Source organism: Nonomuraea montanisoli (assembly GCF_013363975.1).
GTDB classification, from domain to species: Bacteria; Actinomycetota; Actinomycetes; order Streptosporangiales; family Streptosporangiaceae; genus Nonomuraea; species Nonomuraea montanisoli.
Map to the genome: position 1 here is coordinate 89173 of NZ_JABWGN010000019.1, position 26211 is coordinate 115383.

The window sequence follows — 26211 nt, forward strand, 5'->3', positions numbered from 1 at the left end:
ACCAGCGACTAGATTGCATGGCAGCCATGACTGACACGAATACCTTGGACACCGCCACCCTCCGGTTGTTCGACGAGGTGGCCCGCAACGGCTCGATCACCGCGGCGGCCGAGTTGCTCGGCTACACCCAGTCCGCGGTCTCCCGCCGGGTCGCCGCGCTGGAGCGCGCCGCCGGAGGGCCGCTGTTCGAACGTCTGGCCCGGGGCGTCCGGCTGACCCCGGCGGGCCGGGCGCTGCACCGCCACGCCGTCGCCGTCCTCGACCGGCTCGAACGCGCGGGCGAGGAGCTGTCGGCGATCCACGGCGGCAGCGGCGGCACCCTGCGGGTGGGCGCGTTCGCCACGGCCAACGTGGACATGGTGCCCGGCACGCTCCGGCACTTCTCGCGGGTCCGGCCACGCGTCGAGCCGCGCGTGATCGAGGGGCTGACCTCCCGGCTGGTCGAACGCCTCCAGGCCGGGTCGCTGGACATCGCGGTCATCAGCGACTACCCGGCCGGCCTGCCCGCCGGCTTCACGCCCCGCGCGTACGCCCCGGAAGACCTCGTCCCCGAGGCCCCCACCCCGGAAGGCCGCGTTCCGGAAGACTCCGCCCCGGCGGACCGCGTTCCGGAAGACCGTGCCCTGGCAGGCCGGGTTCCGGAAGACCTCGCCCGGACAGGTCGCGTCCCCGGAGAGGCGGCTCCACGAGAGCCGAGACCGGGAGAGGCCTCCTCGGGGAAGGGCGCTTCGGGAAAGGGGGCGTCGCGGCGAGGAGATCCCGAGGACGGCCCCGGGCGGGCCGTGCTGCTGCGGGAGGACCGGCTGCTCGTCGCCCTCCCGCGCGAGCACCCGCTGGCCCGCGAGGACACCGTGGACCTGCGTGACCTGGCGGGGGAGGCGTGGATCGAGGCCGCCCCGCGCGGTCAGCCCACGCTGCTGACCGCCGCCTGCGCCGCCGCCGGCTTCACTCCGCGCGGCGGCCTGCGCGTGGCCGAGTGGACGGGCAAGTTCGGGTTCGTCGCCGCCGGGCTCGGTGTCACGCTGGTCCCCGAGCTGGCCGCCCGGGGCGTGCCGCCCTCGATCGTGCTGCGCCCGCTGCGCGGCACGGCCCCCGCGCGCAAGGTCTACGCGGTCGTGCCCGCGAACCCCCTGCCCGCGGCGCTGGAGTTCCTCCGGCTGCTGGGACAATGGGAGCCGTGCACGACGCCTTCGCCCACGTAGGCGGTCTCCTCGCCACCGGCCTGCGCGACCTGACCACCGACCTCGCCGCCCTCGACGGCGACGGCTGGTGGGCGGTCGTGGCCGACTACGAGGGAAAGGTGACCTGCGCCCGCTTCGACCGGGTGCGTCCCGCTCCGCTGCCCCGCCCCCGACGCCCCTGGCACGGTCCGCCGCCCGGCCGCTGGCACAGCTCCCTCGACCAGGCCGCCTACGAGCGCGGCGTCCAGACGATCCGCGACCACATCGAGCGGGGCGAGGTCTACCAGGCCAACCTGTGCCGGGTGCTGAGCGCGCCCGTCCCGGCCGACGCCGACCCGCTGGCCCTGGCCGCCCGGCTCGCCGCCGGCAACCCGGCCCCGTACGCCGCGGTGATCGACCTGCCCGGCACGACCGTCGTGTCCGCCTCGCCGGAGCTCTACCTGTCGCGCGACGGCGACGTCGTCGAGTCGCGCCCGATCAAGGGCACCGGCGTCACCGCCGCCGACCTGCTCGACAAGGACCGCGCCGAGAACGTCATGATCGTCGACCTGGTCCGCAACGACCTCGGCCGGGTCGCCGCCGTCGGCTCCGTCGAGGTGCCGTCGCTGTGCGCGGTCGAGGAGCACCCCGGCCTCGTGCATCTGGTCTCCACGGTGCGCGCCCGGCTGCGGCCCGGCGCGGGCTGGGCGGAGCTGTTCGCGGCCACGTTCCCGCCCGGCTCCGTCACCGGGGCCCCCAAGTCGTCGGCCCTGAGGATCATCAATCAGCTCGAACCCGCGCCCCGGGGGCCGTACTGTGGGGCGGTGGGCTGGGTCGACGCCGACCGACGCAGGGCGGCGCTGGCCGTCGGCATCCGCACGTTCTGGATCGCCGCGGGCGAGATCCGGTTCGGCACGGGCGCGGGCATAACCTGGGAGAGCGATCCCCGGCGTGAGTGGCTCGAGACCGAGCTGAAGGCGTCCAGGCTCATCTCACTGGCATCATCAGGAGGCACTTGATGAACATCCCTGTCTGGGTCAACGGGGAGCTGATCGACCCCCAGCGGGCGACCGTCTCGGTGTTCGACCACGGGCTCATGGTCGGCGACGGCGTGTTCGAGACCGTGAAGATCGTGCACGGCCGCGCGTTCGCGCTCACCCGGCACCTCGACCGGCTCAAGCTCTCCGCGCAGCGCATGGACCTGCCCGAGCCCGACGTCGAGGCCATCGCCGACGGCGTCGCGAAGTGCCTGGCCGTCGCCCCCGACTGGGCGCTCGGCCGCATCCGCATCACCTACACCAGCGGCCCGGGCCCGCTCGGCTCCGACCGCGGCGACCAGGGCACCACCGCCGTGGTCATCGTCGACGAGCAGAAGCCGTTCCCGGTCACCGCCAACGTGACCGTCGTGCCCTGGCCGCGCAACGAGCGCGGCGCGCTGGCCGGCGTCAAGAGCACCTCCTACGGCGACAACGCCAAGGCCCTGGCCTACGCCAAGGCCCGCGGCGGCGGCGAGGCGATCTTCGGCAACATCGCCGGCGACCTGTGCGAGGGCACCGGCTCCAACATCTTCATCGTCCGCGGCGGCCGCCTGCTCACCCCGACCCTCGCGTCCGGCTGCCTGGCGGGCGTCACGCGGGCGCTGGTGCTCGAATGGTGCGGCGGCGAGGAGACCGACGTGCCGCTGTCGGCCGTGTACGAGGCCGAGGAGGCGTTCCTGACCTCCACCACCCGCGACGTCCAGCCGATCAGGCTGGTCGACGACACCGAGCTGCCGATCGCGCCCGGCCCGATCACGGCCAAGGCCATGCGGGTCTTCGCCGAGCGCTCGGCGGGCGACCTCGACCCGTGACGTCCGGGCCCGGGCGGCCCGCATGACCGGCCGCCCGGGCGCGGGGCGACGCCCCCACGTGCCGGCTCAGTACGACTTCTGCGTCTGCACGTTGAAGTCGTCCATCTTGACCTTCTTGGCGGGGTTCGTCAGCGGGTCGTCGATGGAGATCACGTCGAGCCCCTCGCGGATGTCGCTGGAGTAGATGTAGCCGTTGTAGTAGTACGCCGACCACGAGCCGGCCACCGGGTCGTCGCCGCCGTCCGGGTACGGCCCGCGCTCGAAGAAGCCGATCTCCCTGGGCGCCGAGGAGTCGGTGAAGTCCCAGATCGACACCCCGCCCTGGTACCACGCCTGCACCATGACGTCCTTGCCCGGCACCGGCACGAGCGAGCCGTTGTGGGCGACGCAGTTCTCGTCCTTCTGCTGCTCGCGGGGCATCTTGAAGTAGCCGCGCCGCTCCAGCCGGCCGTCGACGATGTCGTAGACCGCGTTGGCGCCCTTGGTCTGCGGGGTGTTCCGGTCGCAGGTGGGCGCGCTGCCGCCGCCCAGCTCGTCGCTGAAGACCACCTTGGTCGCGTCGTTGTTGAACGTCGCCGAGTGCCAGATCTGGAAGTTGGTCTCGTCGCGGATCTGCTGCAGCACCCTCGGGTTCACGGGGTCGGAGATGTCGAGCAGCACCCCGTCGCCGAAGCAGGCCGCGGCGGCGAGCTTCTTCTCCGGGTACGCGGTGATGTCGTGGCAGCCGCCGCTGCCCTTCTGGCGCTCGGGGAAGATGTTCGGCTTCGCGACGACCCGCGCGGAGCGGGGGTCCTTGACCGGGATCTCCACGACCTGGATGACCTGGTGCTCCGGCGTGCAGGTCGCCGAGTCCGCCTCGCCGCCGGGGGAGGAGACGTACACGTAGAGCGTCTCGCCCTGGGGCACCATGGTGTGCGTGTGCGAGCCGCACTCGGTCGCCACCGACGAGACGTACCTGGGGCGGGCCTTGTCGCTGATGTCGAAGACGCGCAGCCCCTCCCAGGCGCGCGTGTCCTCGTCGGAGCCGCAGCCCGCGTCGCTGCGGGGCTCGTCCACCGACAGGATCAGCAGGTCCCCGTAGACGGAGACGTCGTTCTGCTGGGCCGGACAGGCCACCTGGCTGACCGTCTTCGGCTTGGCCGGATCGCTGATGTCGTAGACGGAGAACCCGCCGAAGTTGCCGACGAACGCGTAGTCTCCCTGGAAGGCCAGGTCGGTGTTCCAGTCCATCTCGTTGTCCAGCGGCGCCGAGCGCGGGACGTTGGCCACGAGCTTGAGGTTGGAGCTGGTCATCACGGAGTCGTCACCCGACCCCCGCGCGGTGCCTCCGGAGCGCGGCGTGGACCCGCCGGGGTCCGATCCCGACGCGCACGCGGACACGAGCAGGGCGACCGCGCACAACACCGCCCCCCGAACCCTGGCAGAGATCACGCACGTACCCCTCGTCTTGTGTCCCACTATGGAAGCTATGTCAGCACGATCCCGGTTCGTACGTGCTCTTGTCGCAATTATGGCGATATTGGCGGTGACCGCGTGTGCCGAGCGGCCGGAGGGGCCCTCGGCCGTGGGCACGGGCGCGCCGGTGATCGTCCCGGGCGAGCCGGGGGCCCCGGCCCGTACGGCGACTCCGGGGGAGCACGTCGGCCAGGCCGACCGGGAGCCCGGCGCCGCGGACGTCCGCTTCGCCGAAGGCATGATCCCGCACCACCGCCAGGCCCTGGAGATGACCGCCCTGGTGGCGGAGCGCACGGGGAACGCGACCGTGCGGGGCTTCGCCGCGCAGATCGCCGCGGCCCAGCAGCCCGAGATCAGCGTGATGACCGGCTGGCTCGCCGACCTGGGCCGCTCTGTCCCGGCCGGTCACGAGCACGGCCCGGCGGGCTACGGGATGGCCTCGCTGGAGGAGATGAACGCCCTGCGCGCCGCCCGCGCCGCCGCCTTCGACCGCCTGTTCCTGCGCCTCATGATCAGGCACCACGAGGGCGCGCTGCGGATGGCCCGCGAGCAGCTCTCCGCCGGGCGCGACGTGGGCATGCGGCGCATGGCGCGCGACGTGTACGCGGGACAGAACGTCGAGATCGCGCGCATGAGACGGACGCTGGAGGCGCTGCCCGGCGCCTGATTCCCGGATGACGCCGCCTCCATGCCGCCCTAAGATCGTCTCCCGGATCACCGGGAGGTCTGCCAGATGTCCGAAGACGACAACAAGGTGTTTCTGCAGGCGGTTTTCGCCGAGACCGCGAAGGGCGACGGGCGGCTCTTCGTCGACGCCCTGGCCGACGACGTCCGCTGGACGATCATCGGGCGTACCGCGTGGTCACGCACCTATGAGGGCAAGCGTGCCGTGCTGGAGGAACTGCTTCGCCCGCTGTCCGAACAGCTCGGCGGACGCAACGTCGTCAGCGCCGAGCGCTTCCTGGCCGAGGGCGACGTGGTCGTCGTCGAGGGCCGCAACCACAGCGTCACCGCGTCGGGGCGTGACTACCCGAACCGCTACTGCTGGATCTTCGTCATGCGCGACGGCAGGATCGCCGAGATCACCGAGTACACCGACACCCAACTGATCGCCGAGGTCCTCGCTCCGCCGTCGCCCCACTCCCTCGGGTGACGGGACGTCCGTCACGCGCCGCGAGGGCTCAGGACGGCCACAGCATGTTGGTCAGCTCGGCGTCGAGGTCCATGAAGTCGGTCTCGCGCCCCGCGGGCACCTTCTCGTACGTGCGGTGCAGGAACTCGGTGAGCGGCGTCAGCGGCACCTCGAACAGCGCCTGGCCGAAGGGGGAGGTCAGGCTGATGTGCAGCGTGCGCTCGCCGTCGGAGCGGGCCGGCCACACCTGCACGTCCCCGTCGCCGACCCGGCGCACGATGCCGACGGTCAGCAGCTCCCTGGCGAAGATCCACTCGACCGGTTCGTCGTTCCCCACGTGGAAGGCCATGCGGATCGCGTAAGGGTCGTCGGCGGTGTAGCTGAGGCCGGCGAGCAGGGGGACGGTCGTTCGGTCGGGGACCACAAGCCGAAGGCCAAGCTCGGCGGAGACGGTGGTGCTGTTCATCGTCAGCCAAACCTTTTTGTCGTAGGTCCCCTCTTCGGGGCTTTCACTGCTCTGACGGACTTCGTCCTGAGCTATGACGCGGAACGAAGAAACCTGTAGGAAAGATTCCGCTCCCAGGGCCTTCTGTAACGCACCTCACAGCTGGACATTCGGGCATCTATCTGGCCAAACGTCATCAGTCGGCTGGTATTTGCGAGGGCTTTGCGCGCTCCCCAGCCGGATCCGGTGAAACCCTTCATGAACGTTTCCGGAGAAAAGATCACGATCGGCTCCTACCGGAACACGTCGATGGTATGCCACCGACCCGCTCCGGCGACGGGCAACCACCCCCTTTCCCTCGAATCCCCGCCCCTGACCGCCTCCCGGCGCGCCGCCGCTTCGCCAGGAGGTCCCGGAGTGCGGTATGGTTTTCCCGTCGGCAGCCGCAAGGGGCCGCACAGCAGGGCGATTAGCTCAGGGGGAGAGCGCTTCGTTCACACCGAAGAGGTCACTGGTTCGATCCCAGTATCGCCCACCAGCAGGTGAGAGGCCCTTCCCGGGGAGACCCGGGAAGGGCCTCTTTCGTGATCGTGCGTCATACGTGCGTCAAGATCGCTAGCGAGCGTCGCCCGACGCGCGCCGCCGCCACGACTGACGACCTTCTCATGGGCGTCCGGAGCCAGATGCGCGCGGCCTCGGCGCTCCAGCCGCCGGCGCGGGCGACTCCGGCGTTCGGCGCGAGTGTCCACCCGCTGGCATGGGCGCTCCACGCGTTCGGCGACACCCTTCCGGTGGAGACCTACACGACCACGCCGACCACCCAGATCGCCGGCGGGAACGCGCCGGACCTGGCGTGGATCTTCGAGAACTCGTCGCAGAAGGAAGGCACGCTCTTCGCCTATCCCTTCTGCACCTCGCCGTTCGGGGTCTTCGGGAACGCCGACCTGCTCAAACAGGCCGGGCAGAGCGTGTGCCTCCGTCTGGGGCGGCTGGGGGGCCGAGGCATGGAGCGAGGACGGCAGGACCTGCGGCTTCAGCAAGCCCGAGATGATCGAGGCGATGGGCTTCCTGCACAAGGCGATCTTCACCGACAAGGCGATGCCCGCCCCCGGCACCACGGCCGACTTCTTCGCCGGTGAGGCCGCGATGACGATCACCCAGATCTCCCGTGCCTCGCTGCTCAAGGACGGCGCCCCGAAGAGGCCGCGGCCGTGGACGGCCTGGGACGGTTCGCCACGTTCCGGCGCATCGCCCTCCCGCTGTCCCGCCCCGCCCTCGGGGCCTTGGCCATCTTCACCTTCCTGCACAGCTGGAACCTCTGCCTGGAGCCGATCGTGTTCCTCTCCAGCCCGGAGAAGTTCACGCTGCCCCAGGCGCTGACGCAGTTCGTCGACGCCTACGGCGGCCCCATGTGGAACGTGCAGCTCGCGGCGGCCTCCATGACGGCGCTGCCGGTGCTGGTGGTCTTCGTCGTGGCCCAGAAGCAGTTCGTCGAGGGCCTGGCCCACACCGGCCTGAAGGGGTGACGGCCCGGCTCGGAGGCCGCCTCGTCGGTCTTGGAAGGCTCCGGAAGACGTCATCGCGCCGCGGCATCCGGTGGCACAGAATGGAGCGAGCCGTCCCATCCCGCACCCCTGGCATGGGCCGCGGCCGAACCCACACCCCGAAGATGGGACCATCGTTCCGGGTTCCTCCCTAGATGTGCGATAACTCCCCGTACAGGATGGATTCGATGTCAGACTCAGAGTTCCCCCTCGTTCAATTCATGAGGGAGGGTTTCGACCCGGTAGCGGAGCTCGCCCGCATCCGTGCCGATCATCCCGTCTATCCCATGGAGATCCCGGGCGGGCAGACCGTGTACCTGGTCACCCGCTACCACGACGTGCGATCCGTGCTGGGGGACCACGAACGCTTCAGCAACGACTTCGGCAACGTGATCGGGCTCGGCTCCAACCAGGAGGACCCGGGCGGCCTCGGCTTCCGCGACCCGCCCGAGCACACCCGGCTGCGCCGCTACCTCACCCCGGAGTTCACCGTGCGCCGCCTGCGCCGGATGGAGCCCCGCATCGAGGCCCTGGTCGAGGAGTACCTCGACAAGATGGAGGCCGCCGGGCCGCCCGCCGACCTGGTCGAGTCGTTCGCGCTGCCGATCCCGTCGCTGGTGGTGTGCGAGCTGCTCGGCGTGCCGTACGAGGAGCGGGCCGACTTCCTGCGGATCAGCACCAACCGCTTCGACCTCACCGCCGGGCCCGAGGCGTCCCTGCAGGCCGTCAACGACGCGATGACGTACCTCACGGACCTCGTCGCGCGCGAGCGGCTCGCCCCCGGCGAGGGCCTGCTGGGCCAGCTCCTGCGCGACCACGGCGACGAGCTCGACGACCGCACGCTCGCCAGCATGGCCGACGGCCTGCTGACCGGCGGCCACGACACGAGCACCAGCATGCTCTCGCTCGGCACCCTGTGGCTGCTGCAGAACCCCGAGCAGGCGGCCAAGGTGCGCGAGGTGGACGGCCACGTCAACGAGGTGGTCGAGGAGCTGCTGCGCTACATGACGGTCGTGCAGGTCGCCTTCCCCCGCTTCGCCCGCGAGGACCTGGAGCTGTACGGCCACACCGTCAAGAAGGGCGAGATGGTGCTGTGCTCGCTGAGCGCCGCCAACCGCGACCCGAACCTCGGCGACGACATGGACCAGGTCAAGCCCCACCGCGACACGGCGGGCTCGCACCTGGCCTTCGGCCACGGCATCCACCGCTGCATCGGCGCGCCGCTGGCCCAGATGGAGATGCGCATCGCGTTCCCGGCGCTGCTGCGCCGCTTCCCCGGCCTGCGCGTGGCCGGAGAGGTGCCGTTCCGGGCGCTGTCCATCGTCCACGGCGTGGAGAAGCTACCCGTCGCCTGGTAATGGGGTTACGTTCACAAGTGTGAACGAGCCCGCGATCGACCTGACCACGGTGAGCGTCGTCGTGTTCGACACCGACGGCGTGGTCACCGACACCGCGCGGGGCCACGCGGCCGCCTGGAAGCACGTCTTCGACGCCTTCCTGCGCGGCCGCTCGGCCCCCTTCGACATCAGGGACGACTACCTGCGCCACGTCGACGGCCGGCCGCGCCTGGACGGGATCCGCACGTTCCTCGCCTCGCGCGGCCTGGAGCTGCCGGAGGGATCGCCCGACGACGAGCCGGGCGCGCCGACCGTCCACGGGCTCGGCCGGGCCAAGGACCGGCTGTTCGTCGACCAGGTGGACAAGTACGGCGTCGCCGCGTTCCCGTCCACCGTGGCGCTGCTGCACGAGCTGCGTCACCGGGGAGCGCGCACCGCGGCCGTCTCGGCCAGCATGCACGGCCGCAAGCTGATCACCTCGGCCGCCGTCACCCCCCTGTTCGACGCGCTCGTCGACGGCGACGACGCGGCCCTGCTGAACCTGCCCGGCCTGCCCGACCCGGCGCTGTTCCTGGAGGCGGCCCGCCGGCTGGCCGCGCCCCCGCCGCGCACGGCCGTGGTGGGGGCGGCGCTGCCGGGCGTCGAGGCGGCCCGCAAGGCCGGCTTCGGGCTCGTCGTCGCGGTCGGCCGCCCCGAGCGCGGGGAGGAGCGCGGCGAGGAGCTGCGCGAGCACGGCGCGGACGTGGTCGTGGCCGACCTCGGCGAGCTCACCGTACGCGGGAGGGTCCTACCCTGGGGCACGTGACCGTGCTCATCGACCCCCCGAACTGGCCGGGCCCACGCGGCCTGCTCTGGTCCCACCTGGTCAGCGACCACTCCCTGGAGGAGCTGCACGCCTTCGCCGCACTGCTGGGGGTGCCGGCGCGGGCGTTCGACCGTGACCACTACGACGTCCCGGAGACCGTCCACGCGCGGGCCGTGGAGCTGGGGGCCGAGGCGGTCGGCTCGCGGGAGCTGCTGCGCCGCCTCGTGGCCGCCGGCCTGCGCCGCCGCAAGCGCCGCGTCCCGGGCGGGGACGCCGAGGAACGGCCGCGCGAGCCGGCCTGACCGCACACCTCACGGACGGCCCTCCCGAGAGCCGCGTTCGGACGCCCGCCTCATGGGCGGCCGGCGCCGAGGGCCGCCAGCTCGGCGCGCATGTTCGCGCGGGCCCGCTCCTCCCACAGCTCGTACGCCGCCCGGGTCCGGTACAGCCGCGGCGCCGCCAGCAGCCGCTCCAGCACGGCCGCCCGGCCCGCGCGGAACGGCTCGTCGGGCACGTGCGCGTACTCCTGCCGGATCCGGGCCGCGTAGGCGTCGTACGCCTCCCGGCTCGGCGACCCCAGCACGGCCAGGTCGGCGTCGGACAGCACCTCCCCGTTCGCGTCGCCCGGCGCGACCCGGTCGTGGGCGGCCGTCAGCCGCACCAGCCGGGCCACCTCGGCGACCCGCGCGGGCGGCACCCCGCACCGGGGGAGGCGGGCCTGGGCGAGCTGGGCGCTGCGCTCCTCGTCCCACCCGGGCCGCCCGTCGTAGACGGCGTCGTGGAACCACGCGGCCAGGCGTACGGCGGCGGGGTCGGCCGCGGCCTCCGCCAGCCGGTCGGCGGCGGCGAGCACGGCGGCCAGGTGGTCGAGCGTGTGGTAGCGGCGGTGCGGCTCGCTCCAGCGCGCCACCAGCTCCGCCCCGGTCGCCAGCGCCGCGGAAGAGTCCCCCGCCAGGTCCGTCCAGGCGCCCGGCGACGCGGGCGCGCCTCCCGCCAGGTCCGTCCAGCCGATCTCCATGCGCCTCACCCTAGACCGCGATCAGCGGGCCAGCTCGGGGGAGGAGGCGTCGGGCACGCGGGTGCGGCCGAGGTCGGCGCGGCGGCCCGCGGCGGCCCCGTCATGGTAGCCGGTGCCGCTCATCCGCGGCACCGTCACCCGGATCCGCGGGTAGCGCGCCGCCACCGCGCGCTCCACCTCGGCCCGCCGGTCGGCCAGCACCAGGGCCGTGCTCGCGGACGGGGCGACGTGCTCGGCCTCGGCGCGCCGCTCGGCCTCGCGCAGCAGCCGGTACACCTCGTCGGCGAAGCCCAGCAGCCACGAGCGCCGGTACGCGCGGGCGGCGGCCGCCTCGACCGGCGGGCGGGTGCGCGCGAGACCGGAGGCCATCTGGAGCAGCAGCGACGTCGCGAGCAGGTCGGCCCGCTCCAGGTCGGCGGCGAAGCCGAAGATGTGCACCCGGTGTCCGCCGTCACCGCGCCCGATGAGCAGCGGCCGGCAGCGCACGGCCTGCGCCACCAGCCCCACGAGGCGGGCCTTCTCCCGCGCCCACGGGGCCGGCAGGGTGACGATCCGGTCGCCGGGGGCCTGGCGCTGCTCGCCCGGGTCGAGGGCGTCGATGCCGTACTTGGCCATGAGCGCCGAGGCCGCCGCCATGAACGTGGCGCGCTCGTGCTCGTTGTCGGTGCGTTCGGCCTTGGCCAGCAGCTTCCTGACCCGTTCGAGCGTGCGCTCCCTCACCCGGCCTCCCGCGCCCTCAGGACTTGGTCAGCACCCGCCCGTCGGCGCCGAGGACCGGGAAGGCCCCGGTGTCGACGATGCCGTGCTGCTGGAACAGAGCCTCGATGAGGGCGTGCGCCTCCGGCTCCAGCTTCCACAGGGCACGATACTGGCGCGCGGTGGCCAGCGAGATGCCGATCTCCTGCGCGATGTCGACCGTGCGCGGCACGATGCCCTTGGTGATCTGCCGGTCCCAGTAGTCGCGGGCGGCCCGCATGAGCGCGGCCCGCTGGGCGGTGTCGACCACCTGCGGGGTGGTGTCGAGCACGGTGACGTCCTCGTCCTCGTCCTCCACCAGCTCGGCCAGCGCGGCCGGCAGGGCGGGGCGGGCCGGGACGGGGCGGTGGTCGGCGTGCGGCTCCCACGGCACGCGCGGGTCGGCGTCGATGAGGGCGGTGGTGTTGTACAGGGCCGCGATCTGGGCGAGCAGCGCCTCCTGGCGGGCCGGGTCGACGGCCAGGCCGGTGTGCTCGACGGCCTGGTCCATGGCCTTGTCGAGCCGGGCCAGCGCGGCGCGCATCTTGCGGTCGGAGGCGCCGGCCTCGCGCAGCGCCTTGGCCTTCTTGGCGGCCAGCGCGACGCGGGTGAGCCGGCGGTGGGCGTCGACCTCGCTCGCGGTACGGTCGCTCACCTCGGCCAGGCCGACGCGCACCAGCAGCCGCTCGGGCGTGAGCCGCCAGTTGATGCGGCCGGTGCCGCGGATGCGGTGCCGTTCGATGGCCATCCCGCGCTCCCACAGCCAGGCGGCGACGAGCGGAGCGGCGAGCCGGAAGACCGCCTCGGGCAGGCTGCGCGCGTCCATGCTGGACAGCACGGCCGTCAGGCAGGTCAGCGCCCACACGGCGATGCCGTCGATGCCGGCGGAGAAGTTCTCGCGCATGTTGCGCCGGGCGCGTACGGCCGAGGTGATGATGGCGACCTCGATGAACGCGAACAGCAGCAGCCGCAGCGGGCCGTCCAGGCCGAGCACGTCACCGGAGAAGCGCCACATGCCCTGCGCCGACACGCCGGTCGCGATGGACGCGGCGACGATCGTCAGGATGTCCTCGATCGGGCGCGGCGAGACGTACCGGGCGATCAGGAACGCGCCGGCCCGCCAGGCGAGCCGGAGCAGGAGGAAGGCGGCGCCCAGGGCGAGCAGGCCCAGGAGGGCGATGACAGCGGTGGCGACCGGCTTATCCGTGACGAAGGCGGCTATTTCCTCGAATGTGGGCATCAGTCACTGTCCGTGGGGGGCTACATACTCCGGCGGTCCAACGACGAGATCATTGCAGAATGTCGCCATCTTGTACGCCAAACAGCCGCTGCCGCCCCATTTTGCCCGGCTTTATCGCAGCTCGCCACACCCCCACGGGCATCAAACGGCTTCTCAGGCCCCGGCGAGCGTCGCGGAGACCAGGGTCCGGGCCTCCTCCTGGACCTTGGCCAGGTGCTCCGGCCCCTTGAACGACTCGCCGTAGATCTTGTAGACGTCCTCGGTGCCCGACGGCCGCGCCGCGAACCAGGCGCTCTCGGTGGCCACCTTCACCCCGCCGAGCGGCGCGTCGTTGCCCGGCGCCCGCGTCAGCACCGACGTGATCGGCTCCCCGGCCAGGCTGGTCGCCGTCACCTGGTCGGCCGACAGCCGGCCCAGCACCGCCTTCTCCTCGCGCGTCGCCGGCGCGTCCACCCGGGCGTAGGCGGGGTCGCCGAAGCGGGCGGTCAGCTCCCGGTAGCGGGCGCTCGGCGACGCGCCCGTCACCGCCGTGATCTCCGAGGCGAGCAGCGCCAGGATGATCCCGTCCTTGTCGGTCGTCCACACCGAGCCGTCGCGGCGCAGGAACGACGCCCCGGCGCTCTCCTCGCCGCCGAACCCGAGCGAGCCGTCGAGCAGCCCGGGCACGAACCACTTGAACCCGACCGGGACCTCGTACAGGCGCCGCCCCAGCGACTCCGCCACCCGGTCGATGATCGAGCTGCTGACCATCGTCTTGCCCACCCCGGCGCCGGCCGGCCAGCCGTCGCGGTGCGCGTACAGGTAGTCGATCGCGACCGCCAGGTAGTGGTTGGGGTTCAGCAGCCCGCCGTCGGGCGTGACGATCCCGTGCCGGTCGGCGTCGGCGTCGTTGCCGGTCGCGACGTCGAAGCGGTCGCGGCCGGCGATCAGCGACGCCATCGCGTACGGCGACGAGCAGTCCATCCGGATCTTGCCGTCCCAGTCGAGCGTCATGAACCGCCACGTCGGGTCCACCAGCGGGTTGACCACGGTCAGGTCCAGCCGGTGCCGCTCGGCGATCTCGCCCCAGTAGGCCACGCTCGCCCCGCCCAGCGGGTCGGCGCCGATCCGCACCCCGGCCGCGCGGATCGCGTCGAGGTCCACCACGGACGGCAGGTCGTCCACGTACGCGCCGAGGAAGTCGTGGCGCCCCGCCTCCCGCCGCGCCCTGGCGTACGGCACGCGCTTGACCCCGGCCAGGCCGGCGGCCAGCAGCTCGTTGGCCCGGTCCTGGATCCACGAGGTGGCCGCGGTGTCGGCCGGGCCGCCGTTGGGCGGGTTGTACTTGAAGCCGCCGTCGGCCGGCGGGTTGTGCGACGGCGTGACCACGACGCCGTCGGCCAGGCCGGTCGAGCGGCCCCGGTTGTGGGCGAGGATCGCGTGCGAGACGGCCGGCGTCGGCGTGTAGCCGTCGCGGGAGTCCACCAGCACGTCCACCCCGTTGGCCACCAGTACCTCCAGCGCCGAGACCTGGGCCGGCTCCGACAGTGCGTGCGTGTCGGCGCCGAGGAACAGCGGCCCGTCGGTGCCCTGCGCCGCGCGGTACTCGCAGATCGCCTGGGTCGTGGCCAGGATGTGGTCCTCGTTGAAGGCGGTGCCGAGCGCGGAGCCGCGGTGCCCGGAGGTGCCGAACGCCACCCGCTGCGCCACCTCCCGCGGATCCGGGTGGAGTGCGTAGTAGGCGGTGACCAGCCGGGCGACGTCGACGAGGTCGGCGGGCTGAGCGGGCTGTCCGGCGCGATCGTGGCTCATGCTCCCACCTTACAAACGCCCCTCACGGATGCCTCAGTGATCTCCCGTGTCGCGTGGCGGCCCCCCGGGCGGCCGCGGTTAGACTCGCGCTCACCAGACCAGAATGGAGCTCGGTCACCATGCGCATCGGACTGTTCCTGAACGAGCCCACGGGGCCGGACCCGATCAAGGAGCTGGGCGACGGCATCGCCGAGGCGAGCGACGCGGGCTTCGCCTCGGCGTGGATGTCGCACATCTTCGGCCTCGACGCGCTCACCGCCCTGGCGGTCGCGGGGGCCCGCACGCCGGGCATCGAGCTCGGCACCGCCGTCGTGCCCACCTACCCGCGCCACCCGGCCGCGCTCGCCCAGCAGGCGATGACCGCCAACGCCGCGCTCGGCGGCCGGCTGACGCTCGGCATCGGCCTGTCGCACCAGGTCGTCATCGAGAACATGTTCGGCTACAGCTTCGAGCGCCCGGCCCGGCACATGGCCGAATACCTCGACATCCTGCTGCCCGCCACCCGCGGCGAGCACGTCCACGTCGAGGGCGAGACGTTGAAGGCCGACATCAGGCTGAGCACGCCCGGGGCCGGCATGCCGGTCCTCATCGCCGCGCTCGCGCCGCGCATGCTCAAGCTGGCCGGCTCCCGCGCCGACGGCACCGTGCTGTGGATGACCGGCCCCAGGACCGTCACCGAGCACGTCGTCCCCGCCATCACCGCCGCCGCCGAGGAGGCGGGCCGCCCGCGGCCGCGCGTCGTCTGCGCCCTGCCCGTCTGCGTCACCGACGACACCGAGGCCGCGCGGGCCCGCGCCGACGAGGTCTTCTCCATGTACGGCCAGCTCCCGTCGTACCGCGCCATGCTCGACAAGGAAGGCGTGTCGGGGCCCGGCGAGGTGGCCGTCGTGGGCGACGAGGACTCCGTGCTGGCCCAGCTCGAGGAGCTGCGCCGGGCCGGCGTGACGGACTTCGTGGCCTCGCCCTACTCCAAGCGAGAGCGCACCCTCGCGCTGCTCGGCCGGCTCCTCTGACGGCGGCCGGCTCGCGACGCGGCCGGCTCCTGACGGCGGCCGGCTTCCAGGCGGCGGGCCGGGCCCCCGCCGGGAGGCCGACGGCGCGTCGGGGAGCCCGCCGGGAGGCGCGCGCCTAGACTTCCGCAAGGTGAAGCGCTTGCTGCATGGCATCGACGTGTCCAACTGGCAGGGCCGGGTCGACTGGGCCCACCACGCCGAGGAGGGCGTCGCCTTCGCCTTCGCCAAGGCCACCGAGGGCGGCGACTTCACCGACCGCTACTTCAGCCGCAACTGGCAGGGCATGCGGGAGAACTGGGTCGTCTGCGGCGCCTACCACTTCGCCCGACCCAAGGGCGACGCGGCCGAGCACGCGCGCCACTTCCTCGCCGCCCTGCGCCGCGCCGGCGGGCTGCGCCGCGGCGACCTGATCGCCCTCGACCTGGAGGCCAGCGACGGCCTGAAGCCCGCGCAGGTCGCCCGGCACGCCCGCCGCTGGCTGCGCTACGTCGAGCTGCACGCGGGCGTGCGCCCGTTCGTCTACACCTACCCGTCGTTCGCGCACTCCGGCCACTGCGCCGGGCTGGAGGGCTACCCGCTGTGGATCGCCAGCCCCAGCCACGCGCGTGGCGACCCGCAGGTGCCCGCGCCGTGGGGGGAGTGGACGATCCACCAGTACTCCAGCCGCCCCGTGGACCGCAACGTGTTCGACGGCAGCCGCCAAGCACTGACCAGGCTGGGGTATCACCCGCGATAGCATCGGTGTCCATCACCGCCGGACGCCATCCGGGCCACCCGGCGCCTAGCATCAGGGAGCCACCGTGTCAGCCGAGCTACACATCACCCTCGCCGGAGCCGAGCGTGTGGTGGCGGCCGGCACGACGGCCGGCGACGCGCTCGAGGCCGAGGGCCGCACCGTCATCGCCGCCCGGGTCAACGGCGAGCAGCGCGATCTCGCCTGGGAGCTCGCCGACGGCGACGTGGTCGAGCCGATCGAGATCTCCAGCGCCGAGGGCCGGGCCATCGTGCGCCACTCGACCGCCCACGTCATGGCCCAGGCGGTCCAGGAGCTGTTCCCCGACGCCAAGCTGGGCATTGGGCCGCCCGTCGACAACGGCTTCTACTACGACTTCGACGTCGAGCACGCCTTCCAGCCCGACGACCTCAAGCGCATCGAGAAGCGCATGCGTGAGATCGTCAAGGAGGGCCAGCTGTTCTCCCGGCGCCCGGTCGGCGACGACGAGGCCCGCGAGGAGCTGGCCGGCGAGCCGTACAAGCTGGAGCTGATCGGGCTCAAGGGCGGCGCGGCCGACGAGGAGTCGGTCGAGGTCGGCGCGGGCCAGCTCACCATCTACGACAACCTCGATGCCAAGAGCGGCGAGCTGCGCTGGAAGGACCTGTGCCGCGGCCCGCACGTGCCGTCCACCCGGTCGATCCCGGCGTTCAAGCTCATGCGCTCCGGCGGCGCCTACTGGCGCGGCAGCGAGAAGAACCCGCAGCTCCAGCGCATCTACGGCACCGCGTGGGAGTCCCGCGACAAGCAGGACGAATACCTCAAGCTGCTCGAAGAGGCCGAGAAGCGCGACCACCGCAAGCTGGGCGCGGAGCTCGACCTGTTCAGCTTCCCGCCGGAGCTGGGCAGCGGCCTGCCGATCTTCCATCCCAAGGGCGGGATCATCCGCAAGGAGATGGAGGACTACATGCGCCGCCGGCAGGCCGAGGCCGGCTACGAGTTCGTCAACACCCCGCACATCACCAAGTCGTCGCTGTTCGAGACCTCCGGCCACCTGCCGTGGTACGCCGACGACATGTTCCCGGCCTTCGAGCTGGAGGGCGTCGAGTACCGCGTCAAGCCGATGAACTGCCCCATGCACAACCTGATCTTCAGGGCGCGCGGGCGGTCCTACCGCGAGCTGCCGCTGCGGCTGTGCGAGTTCGGCTCGGTCTACCGGTACGAGAAGTCCGGCGTGGTCCACGGGCTCACCCGCGTGCGCGGCATGACGCAGGACGACGCGCACATCTACACCACCCGCGAGCAGATGGCCGACGAGATCAAGTCGCTGCTGCGGTTCGTGCTCAGCGTGCTGCGCGACTTCGGCCTGTCCGACTTCTACCTGGAGCTGTCCACCCGCGACGACTCCGAGAAGTTCATCGGCGACCCGGCCGAGTGGGACGAGGCCACCGAGGCGCTGCGCCAGGTGGCCACCGAGTCGGGCCTGGAGCTGGTGGCCGACCCGGGCGGCGCGGCCTTCTACGGCCCGAAGATCTCGGTGCAGGCCAAGGACGCGATCGGCCGCACCTGGCAGCTGTCGACCATCCAGCTCGACCTCAACCAGCCCAAGCGCTTCGGGCTGGAGTACCAGGCGGCCGACGGCAGCCGGCAGACGCCGGTCATGATCCACCGGGCGCTGTTCGGCTCCGTCGAGCGGTTCCTCGGCGTGCTGACCGAGCACTACGCGGGCGCCTTCCCTCCGTGGCTGGCGCCGGTGCAGGTCGTCGGCATCCCGATCGCCGACGCCCACGCCTCCTACCTCCACGACGTCGCCAAGCGGCTGCGTGAGCGGGGCATCCGGGTGGAGGTCGACACCTCCGACGACCGCATGCAGAAGAAGATCCGCAACGCGCAGAAGGCCAAGGTGCCGTTCATGCTGCTGGCCGGTGACGACGACGTCGCCAAGGGCGCGGTGTCCTTCCGCTACCGCAACGGCGAGCAGAAGAACGGCGTGCCGGTGGACGACGCGGTCGACGAGATCGTCGCGGCGGTGGAGAGCCGGATCCAGGTCTGACGCACACGCCTCATAGGGCCCCCTCCCACACCCGGGAGGGGGCCCTATGCTGCTAGATATGCACGATCAGCCAGCAGCGGGCGACCCCGACAACTTCGAGCGGCTGTGGACCCCGCACCGCATGGCCTACATCAAGGGCGAGGGCAAGCCGACCGGCACCGGCCCCGGCGACGGGTGCCCCTTCGACGCCATCCCGCGGATGAGCGACGAGGACGGTCTGGTGGTGGCCCGCGGCGAGGTGGTCTACGCGGTGCTCAACCTCTACCCGTACAACTCGGGTCACCTCATGGTCGTGCCGTACCGCCACGTGTCCGACTACGACGAGCTGGACCGGGCCGAGGTGCTGGAGCTGGGGGAGTTCACCCAGCGGGCGCTGCGGGCCCTGCGCAAGGCGTCGGGCGCCCAGGGCTTCAACGTCGGGCTCAACCTCGGCGACGTCGCGGGCGCGGGCATCGCCGCCCACCTGCACCAGCACGTGGTGCCGCGCTGGGGCGGCGACACCAACTTCATGCCGGTGGTGGCCCGCACCAAGGTGCTGCCGCAGCTCCTGCGCGACACCCGCGACCTGCTGGCGAGCGCCTGGGACTGACCTTCCCGAGGGGGCCGGCCGGTTCTGGGGGGGCGCCCGGTCTGAGGGGGCGGTCAGCGCACGGTGACCCTGGCGGCGTCGCTCTCGTGCTGGAGCCGGTCCAGGGCCGTCACGAGGTACGTGCCGGGCTTGGGCACGGCGAACGACGGCGTGGTGACCAGCGCCACCAGGTCGCGGGCGTCCTCGGTGTGGCAGTCGGCGCCCGAGGCGGGCAGCCGGTAGACCGCGTAGGCGCGCGCCCCCTCCGACGGCGTCCACGTCAGCGCGGCGCCCTCCTTGCCCGCGCCGGCCTTGAGACCCACCGGCGTGGCCGGGGCGTCGCCGCCGCGCTCCTTGATCAGCGGCAGCAGCGCGGGCCGGGCGTAGTGGCCGGCCACCACGCGGTCCATGGCGCCGAGCGGGTTGTCCAGGACGTTCTTGGCGCTGAAGTAGACGTCGCCCCCGACCTGCTTGTGCCCCCGGTTGAGCGTGAGCTGCGCCGCCAGCTCGCCCGGCTTGGACCACGCCTTGTCGGTCGGCGTGCCGACCTGGTAGGCGGCCTGGCCGATGTAGAGGTCGACGCCGGTGCCCTTGACCTGGCGCGCCCACCACGGCATGAGCACCTTGTAGTCGGCCGCCTTGAAGCCGATCGGCCAGTAGAGCTGCGGGATCACGTAGTCGACCGTGCCCGCTTTGATCCAGGCGCGGGCGTCGGCGTAGATGCTGTCGTAGGCCGACATGCCCGAGGTGGCGGATCCGGCCGGGTCCTGCGCCTTGTTGCGCCAGATGCCGAACGGGCTGATGCCGAACTTCACGTGCTTCTTCGCCGCGTGGACCGCCGCGTCGACCTCGGCGACCAGCGTGTCGACGTTCCGCCGGCGCCAGTCCGCCAGGCTCCGGCCCTTGCCGTACTTCGCGAAGGCGGCCCGGTCGTCGAAGGCCCCGCCCTGGCCGGGGTACGGGTAGAAGTAGTCGTCGAAGTGGACCCCGTCGACGTCGTAGCGCTTGACCACGTCGGTGACGACCTTGACGACGTGCTCGCGCACCTGCGGCAGGCCCGGGTTGAAGTAGAGGCGGCCGTCGTAGGCGACGGTCCAGCCGGGATGCTCACGCGCCGGATGACCGGCGGGCAGCTTGCCCGCGCCGCCGTCGTAGGAGGCGCGGTACGGGTTGAACCAGGCGTGGAACTCCAGCCCCCGCTTGTGCGCCTCGGCGACGAGGAACGGCAGCGGGTCCCAGCCCGGGTCCTTGCCCGCCGTTCCGGTGAGGTACTGCGACCACGGCTCCAGCGACGAGCGGTAGAGCGCGTCGGAGGCCGGCCGCACCTGGACGAACACCGCGTTGAGCCGGCGCTTGACCGCGCCGTCGAGGATGCGGACGTACTCGGCGCGCTGCCGCTCGGGCGTCAGCCCTGTCTTGGACGGCCAGTCGATGTTCTTGACCGTCGCGATCCAGACCCCGCGCAACTGCCGCTTCGGGTAGCGGGCGTCGGCCTCGCAGGAGGCCACCGGAGCGGCGGCCGTCTTCTTCTTGGCTGATCCCGCCGCGGGCGGCTCACCGGGGCCGGGGCCGAACACGAAGGCGGCGCCCGTGGTGAGGACGGCCAGAGCGGCGGCGGCGAGCAGAGGGCGTCCGGTACGCATAATGTCCCCAGTCTCGCACCCCGTCCCGCATGCTCCGGCCGGAAAAAAGAAATCTGTTCGTGATGCGGGAGTGAAGGAAAGGCATGGGAGAGGAGGGCGCGCCCTGGCGGCGCGCCCCGCTCTCCGGTCCCGGGCTCAGTCGGTCGCCGTGACCTTGCCCGCCAGGTGCGACGGCAGCGGCTCGTACCTCAGGAACGTCCGCGTGAACGCCCCCGTCCCGTGCGACATCGAGCGCAGGTCGATCGCGTACCGGGTGATCTCGAGCTGCGGCACCTCGGCCTTGACCAGCGTGCGGCCCGTGCCGACCGGCTCGGTGCCGAGCACCCGGCCGCGCCGCGACGACAGGTCGGACATCACCGAGCCCACGTAGTCGTCGGCCACCAGCACCGACAGCTCGTCCACCGGCTCCAGCAGGAGCGTCGGCACCTTGGCGGCCGCCTCCTTGAGCGCGAGCTGGCCCGCGATCTGGAAGGCCATGTCGGAGGAGTCCACCGAGTGGGCCTTGCCGTCGTACAGCGTCACCCGCACGTCCACCATCGGGTAGCCGGCCACGACGCCGCGCTCCATCTGGGCCCGCACGCCCTTCTCCACCGACGGGATGAACTGCCGCGGCACCACCCCGCCGACGATCTTGTCCACGAACTCGAAACCGCCGCCGGAGGGCAGCGGCTCGACCTCGATGTGGCAGATGGCGTACTGGCCGTGCCCGCCCGTCTGCTTGACGTTGCGGCCCATGGCCTGGCACCTGCCGCCGAACGTCTCGCGCAGCGGCACCCGCAGCTCCACCCGCTCCACCTCGACGCCGTGGCGCTTGGCCAGCCGGTCGAGCAGCACGTCCGTGTGGGCCTCGCCCATGCACCACAGCACGAGCTGCTTGGTCTCGGGGTTGTTCTCCAGCCGCAGCGTCGGGTCCTCGGCGACGAGCCGGGCCAGCGCCTGCGACAGCTTGTCCTCGTCGGCCTTGGACTTGGCCTGGATGGCCACCGGCAGCAGCGGGTCGGGCATCTGCCAGGCGGTCATGAGCAGCGGCCGCTCCACCTCCGACAGCGTGTCGCCGGTCTCGGCCCGCGACAGCTTGGCGACGGCGACGATGTCGCCCGCGACGCCCTTGGCGGCGGGCCGCTGCTGCTTGCCCAGCGGACACGTCAGGGTGCCGATGCGCTCGTCGACGTCGTGGTCCTCGTGGCCGCGGTCGGCCAGGCCGTGCCCGGAGACGTGCACGGTCATGTCGGGGCGCAGCGTGCCGGAGAAGATCCGCACGAGGCTGATGCGGCCCACGTACGGGTCGCTCGTGGTCTTGACCACCTCGGCGACCAGCGGTCCGTCCGGGTCGCAGGAGACGTCCGCGACCGGCTTGCCGTCCAGGGTGGTGATCTCGGGCAGCGGGTGCTCCAGCGGCGACGGGAACCCCTGCGTGATCAGCTCCAGCACCTCCATGGCGCCGACGCCGATGCCCGAGCAGAGCACCGGGTAGAAGCTGCCGCGCGCGACGGCCTTCTCCAGGTCCTCGATCAGCACCTTCGTGTCGATCGGGTCGCCCTGGAGGTAGCGGTCCATGAGCGACTCGTCCTCGCTCTCCTGGATGATCCCCTCGATGAGGACGCCGCGGTAGTCCTCGATCCGGCTCTCGTACTCCGCCCCGGGGTCCTTCTCGGTGCGCGTGCCGGTGGCGTAGTTGTAGAACTTCTGCGACAGCAGCCCGATCAGGCCGTTGACGTGCCCGTTGGTGATCACCGGCAGGTAGAGGGGGGCGACGCCGTCACCGAAGACGTCCTGGCAGGTGGCGAGCACCTCGTCGAAGTCCGCCCGCTGATGGTCGATCTTGGTGATCACGACGGCGCGGGGCATGCCGACCCGGGCGCACTCCTCCCACAGCATCCGGGTGAGCCCGTCGATGCCCTCCGCCGCCGACACGACGAACAGGGCGGCGTCCGCGGCGCGCAGGCCGGCGCGCAGGTCGCCCACGAAGTCGGCGTAACCGGGGGTGTCCAGAAGGTTGATCTTCACGCCGTTGTGCGTGAGAGGCGCGAGGGCCAGGTTCACCGACCGCTGCTGGCGCACCTCCACCTCGTCGAAGTCGCTGACCGTGTTGCCGTCCTCCACCCGGCCCGCCCGCTGGATGGTGCCGGTGGCGGTCAGCAGTTGCTCGATGAGGGTCGTCTTGCCCGCTCCCGAATGGCCGACCAGCACGACGTTGCGTATCGCGTCCGCACTGTCGGCCGATGGTGCCCTGCCCGCGGCTCCCATGGCCGCGCCCGGGTTCTTCTCCGCCACATCGCCTCCGGTCTCGTGGGACGAGACGACCCGCTCGGCGGCCTGACCCGCGGCCAGGCGCCCGGCCGGGCATCCTCTCCCGTGTCGTCGGTTCGAGTTCCAACGCCGCGCCCGCGCGGAGGGTGAAGCAGGACCGCATGAACAGACGCGGTGTGTTCACCAAATACCCGTGTGGCGGATATCACAAGGGGGGTGAGGCAAAGAAAGTGGCCGGGCCCGGGATGGCCTACGATCAGAGCGCGATGCTGAAACTCCTGCGTCCGGCCGTCACCCGGATACTCACCCCGCTGGGCAGGGCCCTGGTCCGCCACGGGATCGGACCGAACATGGTCACCGCGATCGGCACCCTCGGCACCGTGGCCGCGGCCCTGCTGTTCTTCCCCGCGGGGCTGCTCGCCGCCGGCGCGCTGGTGATCACCGTGTTCGTGCTGTTCGACCTGCTCGACGGCGTGGTCGCGCGGCTCGGCGGCGGGGGCGGCAGCACGTGGGGGGCCTTCCTCGACAGCACGCTCGACCGGGTCGCCGACGCCGCGATCTTCTGCGGGCTGATCCTCTACTTCTTCTTCCAGGACGACGTGCTCATGGCGTCGGTCACCCTGTTCTGCCTGGTGGCGGGCGCCCTGGTGTCCTACGCCAAGGCCCGGGCAGAGGGGCTGGGGCTGACGTGCGACGTGGGGCTGGCCGAGCGGCCCGAGCGGCTCGTGGTGGCCCTGGTGGCGAGCTTCCTCGCCGGGCTCGGGGTGCCGTACGTGCTGGCGGCCGGCATGTGGTTGCTCGCGGCGGCCAGCGCTGTCACCGTGGTGCAGCGCGTGGTCCACGTCCACCGGCAGACGAGGGAGCGATGAGCGAGAAGCCGTCCGTCACCGACCGGGTCGTCGCCGCGGGCTTCGCGGCGGGCTGGCGGCTCGTGCCGCTGCTGCCGCGCGGGCTGACCGCGGGCGCCTTCCGGCTGGCCGCCGACCGGGTGTGGGCGCGGCGCGGCAAGTCCGTGCTCCGCCTGGAGTCCAACCTGGCGCGGGTGACCGGGCTCGCCCCCGGCAGCCCGGAGCTGGGGGAGCTGACCAGAGCCGGCATGCGGTCCTACTTCCGCTACTTCGAGGAGATCTTCCGGCTGCCGTCCCTGCCGGTCGAGGAGGTCGTGCGGCGCACCCACGTCACCGGGGCCGAGCACATCTTCGACACCGTGGCCGCCGGGCGCGGCGTCGTGCTGGCGCTGCCGCACATGGGCAACTGGGACCAGGCGGGCGCCTGGCTGGTCGGCGTGGGCCACCCGTTCGCCACGGTCGCCGAGCGGCTGCGGCCCGAGTCGCTGTTCCGCCGCTACGTCGCCTTCCGCGAGGGGCTCGGCATGGAGGTGCTGCCGCTCACGGGCGGCGACGGCCACAACTTCGCGAGCCTCGCCATCCGCGTACGGCGGGGCGGCGTCGTCTGCCTGCCGGCCGAGCGCGACCTGACCAAGAGCGGCGTGGAGGTCGACTTCTTCGGCGCCCGCACCAAGGTGCCCGCCGGGCCGCCGCTGCTGTCGGTCCAGACCGGCGCGGCCCTGCTGCCGGCGACCGTCTACTTCCACGGCGACGACTGGGGCATCGACATCCACGAGGAGATCCCGGTGCCGGCCGAGGGCACCCGCCAGGAGAAGGTGGCGGCGATGGCGCAGAGCCTCGCCCACGTCTTCGAGAAGGGCATCACCGCCCACCCCGAGGACTGGCACATGCTGCAGCGGCTGTGGCTGGAGGACCTCCCGCGATGAGAGTCGGCATCGTGTGTCCCTACTCCTGGGACATGCCGGGCGGGGTCAAGCAGCACATCGACGACCTGGCGCAGGCGCTCATCGCCCAGGGCCACGAGGTCTCGGTCATCGCGCCGGCCGCCGACGACGACGAGCTGCCGCCGTACGTGGTGGGGGCCGGACGCGCGGTGCCCGTGCCGTACAACGGGTCGGTGGCGCGCATGTCGTTCGGCTTCCTGTCGGCGGCGCGGGTGCGCCGCTGGGTGCGCACGGGCGAGTTCGACGTGCTGCACATCCACGAGCCGCTGATCCCGAGCCTCGGCGTGCTGGCGTGCTGGGCGGCCAAGGGGCCGATCGTGGCGACCTTCCACGCCTCGTTCACCCGCTCGCGGGCCATCGCCGTGGCCGAGCCGCTGCTGCGCAGCGCGCTGGAGAAGCTGAGCGGGCGCATCGCCGTGTCCGACGCGGCGCGCAAGAGCCTGGTCGAGCAGTTCGGCGGCGACACCGTGCTCATCCCCAACGGGGTGACGGTGGCGCGCTACACCTCGGCCGAGCCGCTGGACGGCTGGGGGCCCGACGGGTCCACGATCGGCTTCCTCGGCCGCATGGACGAGGAGCGCAAGGGCCTGCCCATCCTGCTCGACGCCTTCGCCGAGCTGGGCCCGGCCCGGCCCGGCCTGAAGCTGCTGATCGCCGGGCCCGGCGACGCCAAGGACGTCTACGAGCGGGTGCCGCGCGACCTGCACGACCGGGTGACCGTGCTCGGCATGGTCAGCGAGGCCGACAAGATCCGCGCCTACCACTCGGTCGACGTCTTCTGCGCGCCCAACACGCGCGGCGAGAGCTTCGGCATCGTGCTGGCCGAGGCGATGGCGTCCGGGGCGACCGTGCTGGCCAGCGACATCCCGGCGTTCCGCAAGGTGCTGGGGGAGGGGCAGGCGGGGGCGCTGTTCGCCAACGGCGACCCGTCCTCGCTGGCGCGCGAGGCGGCGGCGCTGTTCGACGCGCCCGAGCGGCGGGCCAAGCTGGCCGAGGAGGCGCTGGTCGCGGTCCAGAAGTACGACTGGTCGACGGTGGCGCGCGACGTGGTCCGCGTGTACGAGACGGTGACGACCGCGGGGGCGGGCCGCGTGGAGGAAGACCTGTGACGTCCACCCTGATCGTGCTGATCGCGGGCATCGTGGTGGTGCTCACCGCCGTGTACGTCTCCTGGCGGGCGGGCCGCCTGGACCGGCTGCACATCCGGCTGGAGCTGGCCCGCGAGGCGCTGGACGCCGCCCTCATGCGCCGCCGGGCGGTCGTGCTGGAGCTGGCCGGCTCGCGGCTGCTCGACCCGGCCACCTCGCTCGTGCTGGCCGCCGCGGCCCACGAGGCCCGCATCGCCGGGCCCGAGGAACGCGAGCACGCCGAGAGCGACCTGTCGGGCGCGCTGCGCGCCGCCGTGGACCAGGAGCGCTTCCGCGAGAAGCTGTCGGAGGCGCCGGGCGGCCCAGACCTGCTGGAGGAGCTCGACGCGGCCGTGGCCAAGGTCGTCTACTCGCGCCGCTTCTACAACAACGCCGTGGGCGTCACCCGTACGGCGCAGCGCCGCTGGCTGGCCCGGACCCTGCGCCTGGCCGGGCACACCGAGTTCCCGTCGTTCTTCGAGATCGACGACGATCCTCCGGCGGCCATGGCAACTGAATGACCCCGATTTGGCTCGGCCGGT

25 protein-coding genes, 1 tRNA gene and 1 pseudogene are annotated in these 26211 nt (G+C 72.4%); 19 read left to right on the plus strand and 8 right to left on the minus strand.

Annotated elements, in window-relative coordinates; all coding sequences use genetic code 11:
- The first annotated feature begins 26 nt into the window (after positions 1-26).
- The 3 genes from HTZ77_RS46990 to HTZ77_RS38435 are packed head-to-tail and all read left to right on the plus strand — an operon-like array spanning position 27 to position 3009.
- Positions 27-1202 (plus strand): LysR family transcriptional regulator, encoded by a 1176-nt coding sequence (locus HTZ77_RS46990; RefSeq protein ID WP_235995759.1) that lies wholly within the window; start codon positions 27-29, stop codon positions 1200-1202.
- Complete coding sequence (locus tag HTZ77_RS38430; protein ID WP_175594680.1) at positions 1169-2179, plus strand: chorismate-binding protein; 1011 nt, start codon at positions 1169-1171, stop codon at positions 2177-2179. The genes HTZ77_RS46990 and HTZ77_RS38430 overlap by 34 nt, the downstream gene beginning before the upstream one ends.
- A complete protein-coding gene (locus HTZ77_RS38435) occupies positions 2179-3009 on the plus strand; it encodes an aminotransferase class IV (RefSeq protein WP_205304488.1) in 831 nt (276 codons plus the stop codon). Before HTZ77_RS38430 ends, HTZ77_RS38435 begins: the two co-directional genes overlap by 1 nt.
- Positions 3010-3075: 66 nt before the next feature.
- On the opposite strand, the gene HTZ77_RS38440 is transcribed toward HTZ77_RS38435, so the two are convergent.
- Positions 3076-4305 (minus strand): LVIVD repeat-containing protein, encoded by a 1230-nt coding sequence (locus HTZ77_RS38440; RefSeq protein ID WP_407940637.1) that lies wholly within the window; start codon positions 4303-4305, stop codon positions 3076-3078.
- A gap of 214 nt (positions 4306-4519) precedes the next feature.
- Here HTZ77_RS38440 and HTZ77_RS38445 point away from each other — a divergent pair, with 214 nt between their 5' ends.
- Both HTZ77_RS38445 and HTZ77_RS38450 read left to right on the plus strand, forming a co-directional pair.
- A complete protein-coding gene (locus tag HTZ77_RS38445; protein ID WP_205304490.1) occupies positions 4520-5131 on the plus strand; it encodes a DUF305 domain-containing protein in 612 nt (203 codons plus the stop codon).
- Positions 5132-5197: 66 nt separating this feature from the next.
- Positions 5198-5617 (plus strand): nuclear transport factor 2 family protein, encoded by a 420-nt coding sequence (locus HTZ77_RS38450; RefSeq protein WP_175594683.1) that lies wholly within the window; start codon positions 5198-5200, stop codon positions 5615-5617.
- Positions 5618-5645: 28 nt separating this feature from the next.
- On the opposite strand, the gene HTZ77_RS38455 is transcribed toward HTZ77_RS38450, so the two are convergent.
- Positions 5646-6062, minus strand: a complete 417-nt coding sequence (locus HTZ77_RS38455) for an SsgA family sporulation/cell division regulator (RefSeq protein WP_175594684.1) — start codon at positions 6060-6062, stop codon at positions 5646-5648.
- A 442-nt stretch (positions 6063-6504) separates the two neighbouring features.
- Here HTZ77_RS38455 and HTZ77_RS38460 point away from each other — a divergent pair.
- From HTZ77_RS38460 to HTZ77_RS38485, 6 genes and pseudogenes are all read left to right on the plus strand, one after another.
- Positions 6505-6579, plus strand: a tRNA-Val gene (locus tag HTZ77_RS38460).
- Positions 6580-6625: 46 nt separating this feature from the next.
- A complete protein-coding gene (locus tag HTZ77_RS45610) occupies positions 6626-7180 on the plus strand; it encodes a hypothetical protein (RefSeq protein WP_205304491.1) in 555 nt (184 codons plus the stop codon).
- A 66-nt stretch (positions 7181-7246) separates the two neighbouring features.
- A pseudogene (locus HTZ77_RS38470) lies at positions 7247-7567 on the plus strand (carbohydrate ABC transporter permease); the annotation flags it as partial.
- A 239-nt stretch (positions 7568-7806) separates the two neighbouring features.
- On the plus strand, positions 7807-8943 hold the full coding sequence (locus tag HTZ77_RS38475) for a cytochrome P450 (protein WP_235995761.1): 1137 nt from the start codon (positions 7807-7809) through the stop codon (positions 8941-8943).
- A gap of 19 nt (positions 8944-8962) precedes the next feature.
- Positions 8963-9727 (plus strand): HAD family hydrolase, encoded by a 765-nt coding sequence (locus HTZ77_RS38480; RefSeq protein WP_175594686.1) that lies wholly within the window; start codon positions 8963-8965, stop codon positions 9725-9727.
- Complete coding sequence (locus HTZ77_RS38485) at positions 9724-10029, plus strand: DUF4031 domain-containing protein (RefSeq protein WP_175594687.1); 306 nt, start codon at positions 9724-9726, stop codon at positions 10027-10029. Before HTZ77_RS38480 ends, HTZ77_RS38485 begins: the two co-directional genes overlap by 4 nt.
- Positions 10030-10079: 50 nt before the next feature.
- On the opposite strand, the gene HTZ77_RS38490 is transcribed toward HTZ77_RS38485, so the two are convergent.
- The 4 genes from HTZ77_RS38490 to pgm all read right to left on the minus strand — a co-directional run bounded on the left by HTZ77_RS38490 (position 10080) and on the right by pgm (position 14511).
- Positions 10080-10745: an HD domain-containing protein gene (locus tag HTZ77_RS38490; protein WP_175594688.1), complete on the minus strand. Its 666-nt coding sequence runs from the start codon at positions 10743-10745 to the stop codon at positions 10080-10082.
- 21 nt (positions 10746-10766) lie between these two features.
- Entirely contained in the window at positions 10767-11465 is a 699-nt protein-coding gene (locus tag HTZ77_RS38495) for a DUF2786 domain-containing protein (RefSeq protein WP_175594689.1), read from the minus strand.
- A 16-nt stretch (positions 11466-11481) separates the two neighbouring features.
- A complete protein-coding gene (locus HTZ77_RS38500) occupies positions 11482-12720 on the minus strand; it encodes a hypothetical protein (protein WP_175594690.1) in 1239 nt (412 codons plus the stop codon).
- Positions 12721-12873: 153 nt separating this feature from the next.
- A complete protein-coding gene (gene pgm, locus HTZ77_RS38505; protein WP_175594691.1) occupies positions 12874-14511 on the minus strand; it encodes a phosphoglucomutase (alpha-D-glucose-1,6-bisphosphate-dependent) in 1638 nt (545 codons plus the stop codon).
- A gap of 119 nt (positions 14512-14630) precedes the next feature.
- On the opposite strand from pgm, the gene HTZ77_RS38510 reads away from it, so the two are divergent.
- The 4 genes from HTZ77_RS38510 to HTZ77_RS38525 all read left to right on the plus strand — a co-directional run bounded on the left by HTZ77_RS38510 (position 14631) and on the right by HTZ77_RS38525 (position 18878).
- Positions 14631-15524 (plus strand): LLM class F420-dependent oxidoreductase, encoded by an 894-nt coding sequence (locus HTZ77_RS38510; RefSeq protein ID WP_175594692.1) that lies wholly within the window; start codon positions 14631-14633, stop codon positions 15522-15524.
- Between the two features lie 130 nt (positions 15525-15654).
- Positions 15655-16260: a glycoside hydrolase family 25 protein gene (locus HTZ77_RS38515; protein ID WP_175594693.1), complete on the plus strand. Its 606-nt coding sequence runs from the start codon at positions 15655-15657 to the stop codon at positions 16258-16260.
- A 64-nt stretch (positions 16261-16324) separates the two neighbouring features.
- A complete protein-coding gene (gene thrS / locus HTZ77_RS38520; protein WP_175594694.1) occupies positions 16325-18289 on the plus strand; it encodes a threonine--tRNA ligase in 1965 nt (654 codons plus the stop codon).
- A 58-nt stretch (positions 18290-18347) separates the two neighbouring features.
- A complete protein-coding gene (locus tag HTZ77_RS38525) occupies positions 18348-18878 on the plus strand; it encodes an HIT family protein (protein ID WP_235995763.1) in 531 nt (176 codons plus the stop codon).
- Positions 18879-18931: 53 nt separating this feature from the next.
- On the opposite strand, the gene HTZ77_RS38530 is transcribed toward HTZ77_RS38525, so the two are convergent.
- Together HTZ77_RS38530 and HTZ77_RS38535 are read right to left on the minus strand one after the other, a co-directional pair.
- Positions 18932-20500: a glycoside hydrolase family 10 protein gene (locus HTZ77_RS38530; RefSeq protein WP_175594696.1), complete on the minus strand. Its 1569-nt coding sequence runs from the start codon at positions 20498-20500 to the stop codon at positions 18932-18934.
- A 135-nt stretch (positions 20501-20635) separates the two neighbouring features.
- Entirely contained in the window at positions 20636-22774 is a 2139-nt protein-coding gene (locus HTZ77_RS38535; RefSeq protein WP_407940634.1) for an elongation factor G-like protein EF-G2, read from the minus strand.
- A gap of 242 nt (positions 22775-23016) precedes the next feature.
- Here HTZ77_RS38535 and pgsA point away from each other — a divergent pair, with 242 nt between their 5' ends.
- Genes pgsA through HTZ77_RS38555 form a run of 4 tightly spaced genes read left to right on the plus strand, consistent with a single transcriptional unit; the run spans position 23017 to position 26190 of the window.
- Entirely contained in the window at positions 23017-23619 is a 603-nt protein-coding gene (pgsA, locus tag HTZ77_RS38540; RefSeq protein ID WP_175594697.1) for a phosphatidylinositol phosphate synthase, read from the plus strand.
- Positions 23616-24524: a phosphatidylinositol mannoside acyltransferase gene (locus HTZ77_RS38545; RefSeq protein WP_175594698.1), complete on the plus strand. Its 909-nt coding sequence runs from the start codon at positions 23616-23618 to the stop codon at positions 24522-24524. Before pgsA ends, HTZ77_RS38545 begins: the two co-directional genes overlap by 4 nt.
- Positions 24521-25651 carry a glycosyltransferase family 4 protein gene (locus HTZ77_RS38550; RefSeq protein WP_175594699.1) on the plus strand — a complete coding sequence of 377 codons (1131 nt, stop codon included), beginning with the start codon at positions 24521-24523 and terminating at the stop codon, positions 25649-25651. The genes HTZ77_RS38545 and HTZ77_RS38550 overlap by 4 nt, the downstream gene beginning before the upstream one ends.
- Positions 25648-26190 (plus strand): hypothetical protein, encoded by a 543-nt coding sequence (locus HTZ77_RS38555; RefSeq protein ID WP_175594700.1) that lies wholly within the window; start codon positions 25648-25650, stop codon positions 26188-26190. The genes HTZ77_RS38550 and HTZ77_RS38555 overlap by 4 nt, the downstream gene beginning before the upstream one ends.
- Positions 26191-26211: the final 21 nt, after the last annotated feature.

Coding starts and splice junctions, on each gene's coding strand:
- HTZ77_RS38530 (WP_175594696.1), bottom strand. CDS start 20,500: ATGCGTACCGGACGCCCTCTGCTCGCCGCCGCCGCTCTGGCCGTCCTC.
- HTZ77_RS38500 (WP_175594690.1), bottom strand. CDS start 12,720: ATGCCCACATTCGAGGAAATAGCCGCCTTCGTCACGGATAAGCCGGTC.
- HTZ77_RS38450 (WP_175594683.1), top strand. CDS start 5,198: ATGTCCGAAGACGACAACAAGGTGTTTCTGCAGGCGGTTTTCGCCGAG.
- HTZ77_RS38445 (WP_205304490.1), top strand. CDS start 4,520: ATGGCGATATTGGCGGTGACCGCGTGTGCCGAGCGGCCGGAGGGGCCC.
- HTZ77_RS38490 (WP_175594688.1), bottom strand. CDS start 10,745: ATGGAGATCGGCTGGACGGACCTGGCGGGAGGCGCGCCCGCGTCGCCG.
- pgm (WP_175594691.1), bottom strand. CDS start 14,511: ATGAGCCACGATCGCGCCGGACAGCCCGCTCAGCCCGCCGACCTCGTC.
- HTZ77_RS38430 (WP_175594680.1), top strand. CDS start 1,169: ATGGGAGCCGTGCACGACGCCTTCGCCCACGTAGGCGGTCTCCTCGCC.
- HTZ77_RS46990 (WP_235995759.1), top strand. CDS start 27: ATGACTGACACGAATACCTTGGACACCGCCACCCTCCGGTTGTTCGAC.
- HTZ77_RS38550 (WP_175594699.1), top strand. CDS start 24,521: ATGAGAGTCGGCATCGTGTGTCCCTACTCCTGGGACATGCCGGGCGGG.
- HTZ77_RS38475 (WP_235995761.1), top strand. CDS start 7,807: ATGAGGGAGGGTTTCGACCCGGTAGCGGAGCTCGCCCGCATCCGTGCC.
- HTZ77_RS38455 (WP_175594684.1), bottom strand. CDS start 6,062: ATGAACAGCACCACCGTCTCCGCCGAGCTTGGCCTTCGGCTTGTGGTC.
- pgsA (WP_175594697.1), top strand. CDS start 23,017: ATGCTGAAACTCCTGCGTCCGGCCGTCACCCGGATACTCACCCCGCTG.
- HTZ77_RS38525 (WP_235995763.1), top strand. CDS start 18,348: ATGCACGATCAGCCAGCAGCGGGCGACCCCGACAACTTCGAGCGGCTG.
- HTZ77_RS38435 (WP_205304488.1), top strand. CDS start 2,179: ATGAACATCCCTGTCTGGGTCAACGGGGAGCTGATCGACCCCCAGCGG.
- HTZ77_RS38510 (WP_175594692.1), top strand. CDS start 14,631: ATGCGCATCGGACTGTTCCTGAACGAGCCCACGGGGCCGGACCCGATC.
- HTZ77_RS38545 (WP_175594698.1), top strand. CDS start 23,616: ATGAGCGAGAAGCCGTCCGTCACCGACCGGGTCGTCGCCGCGGGCTTC.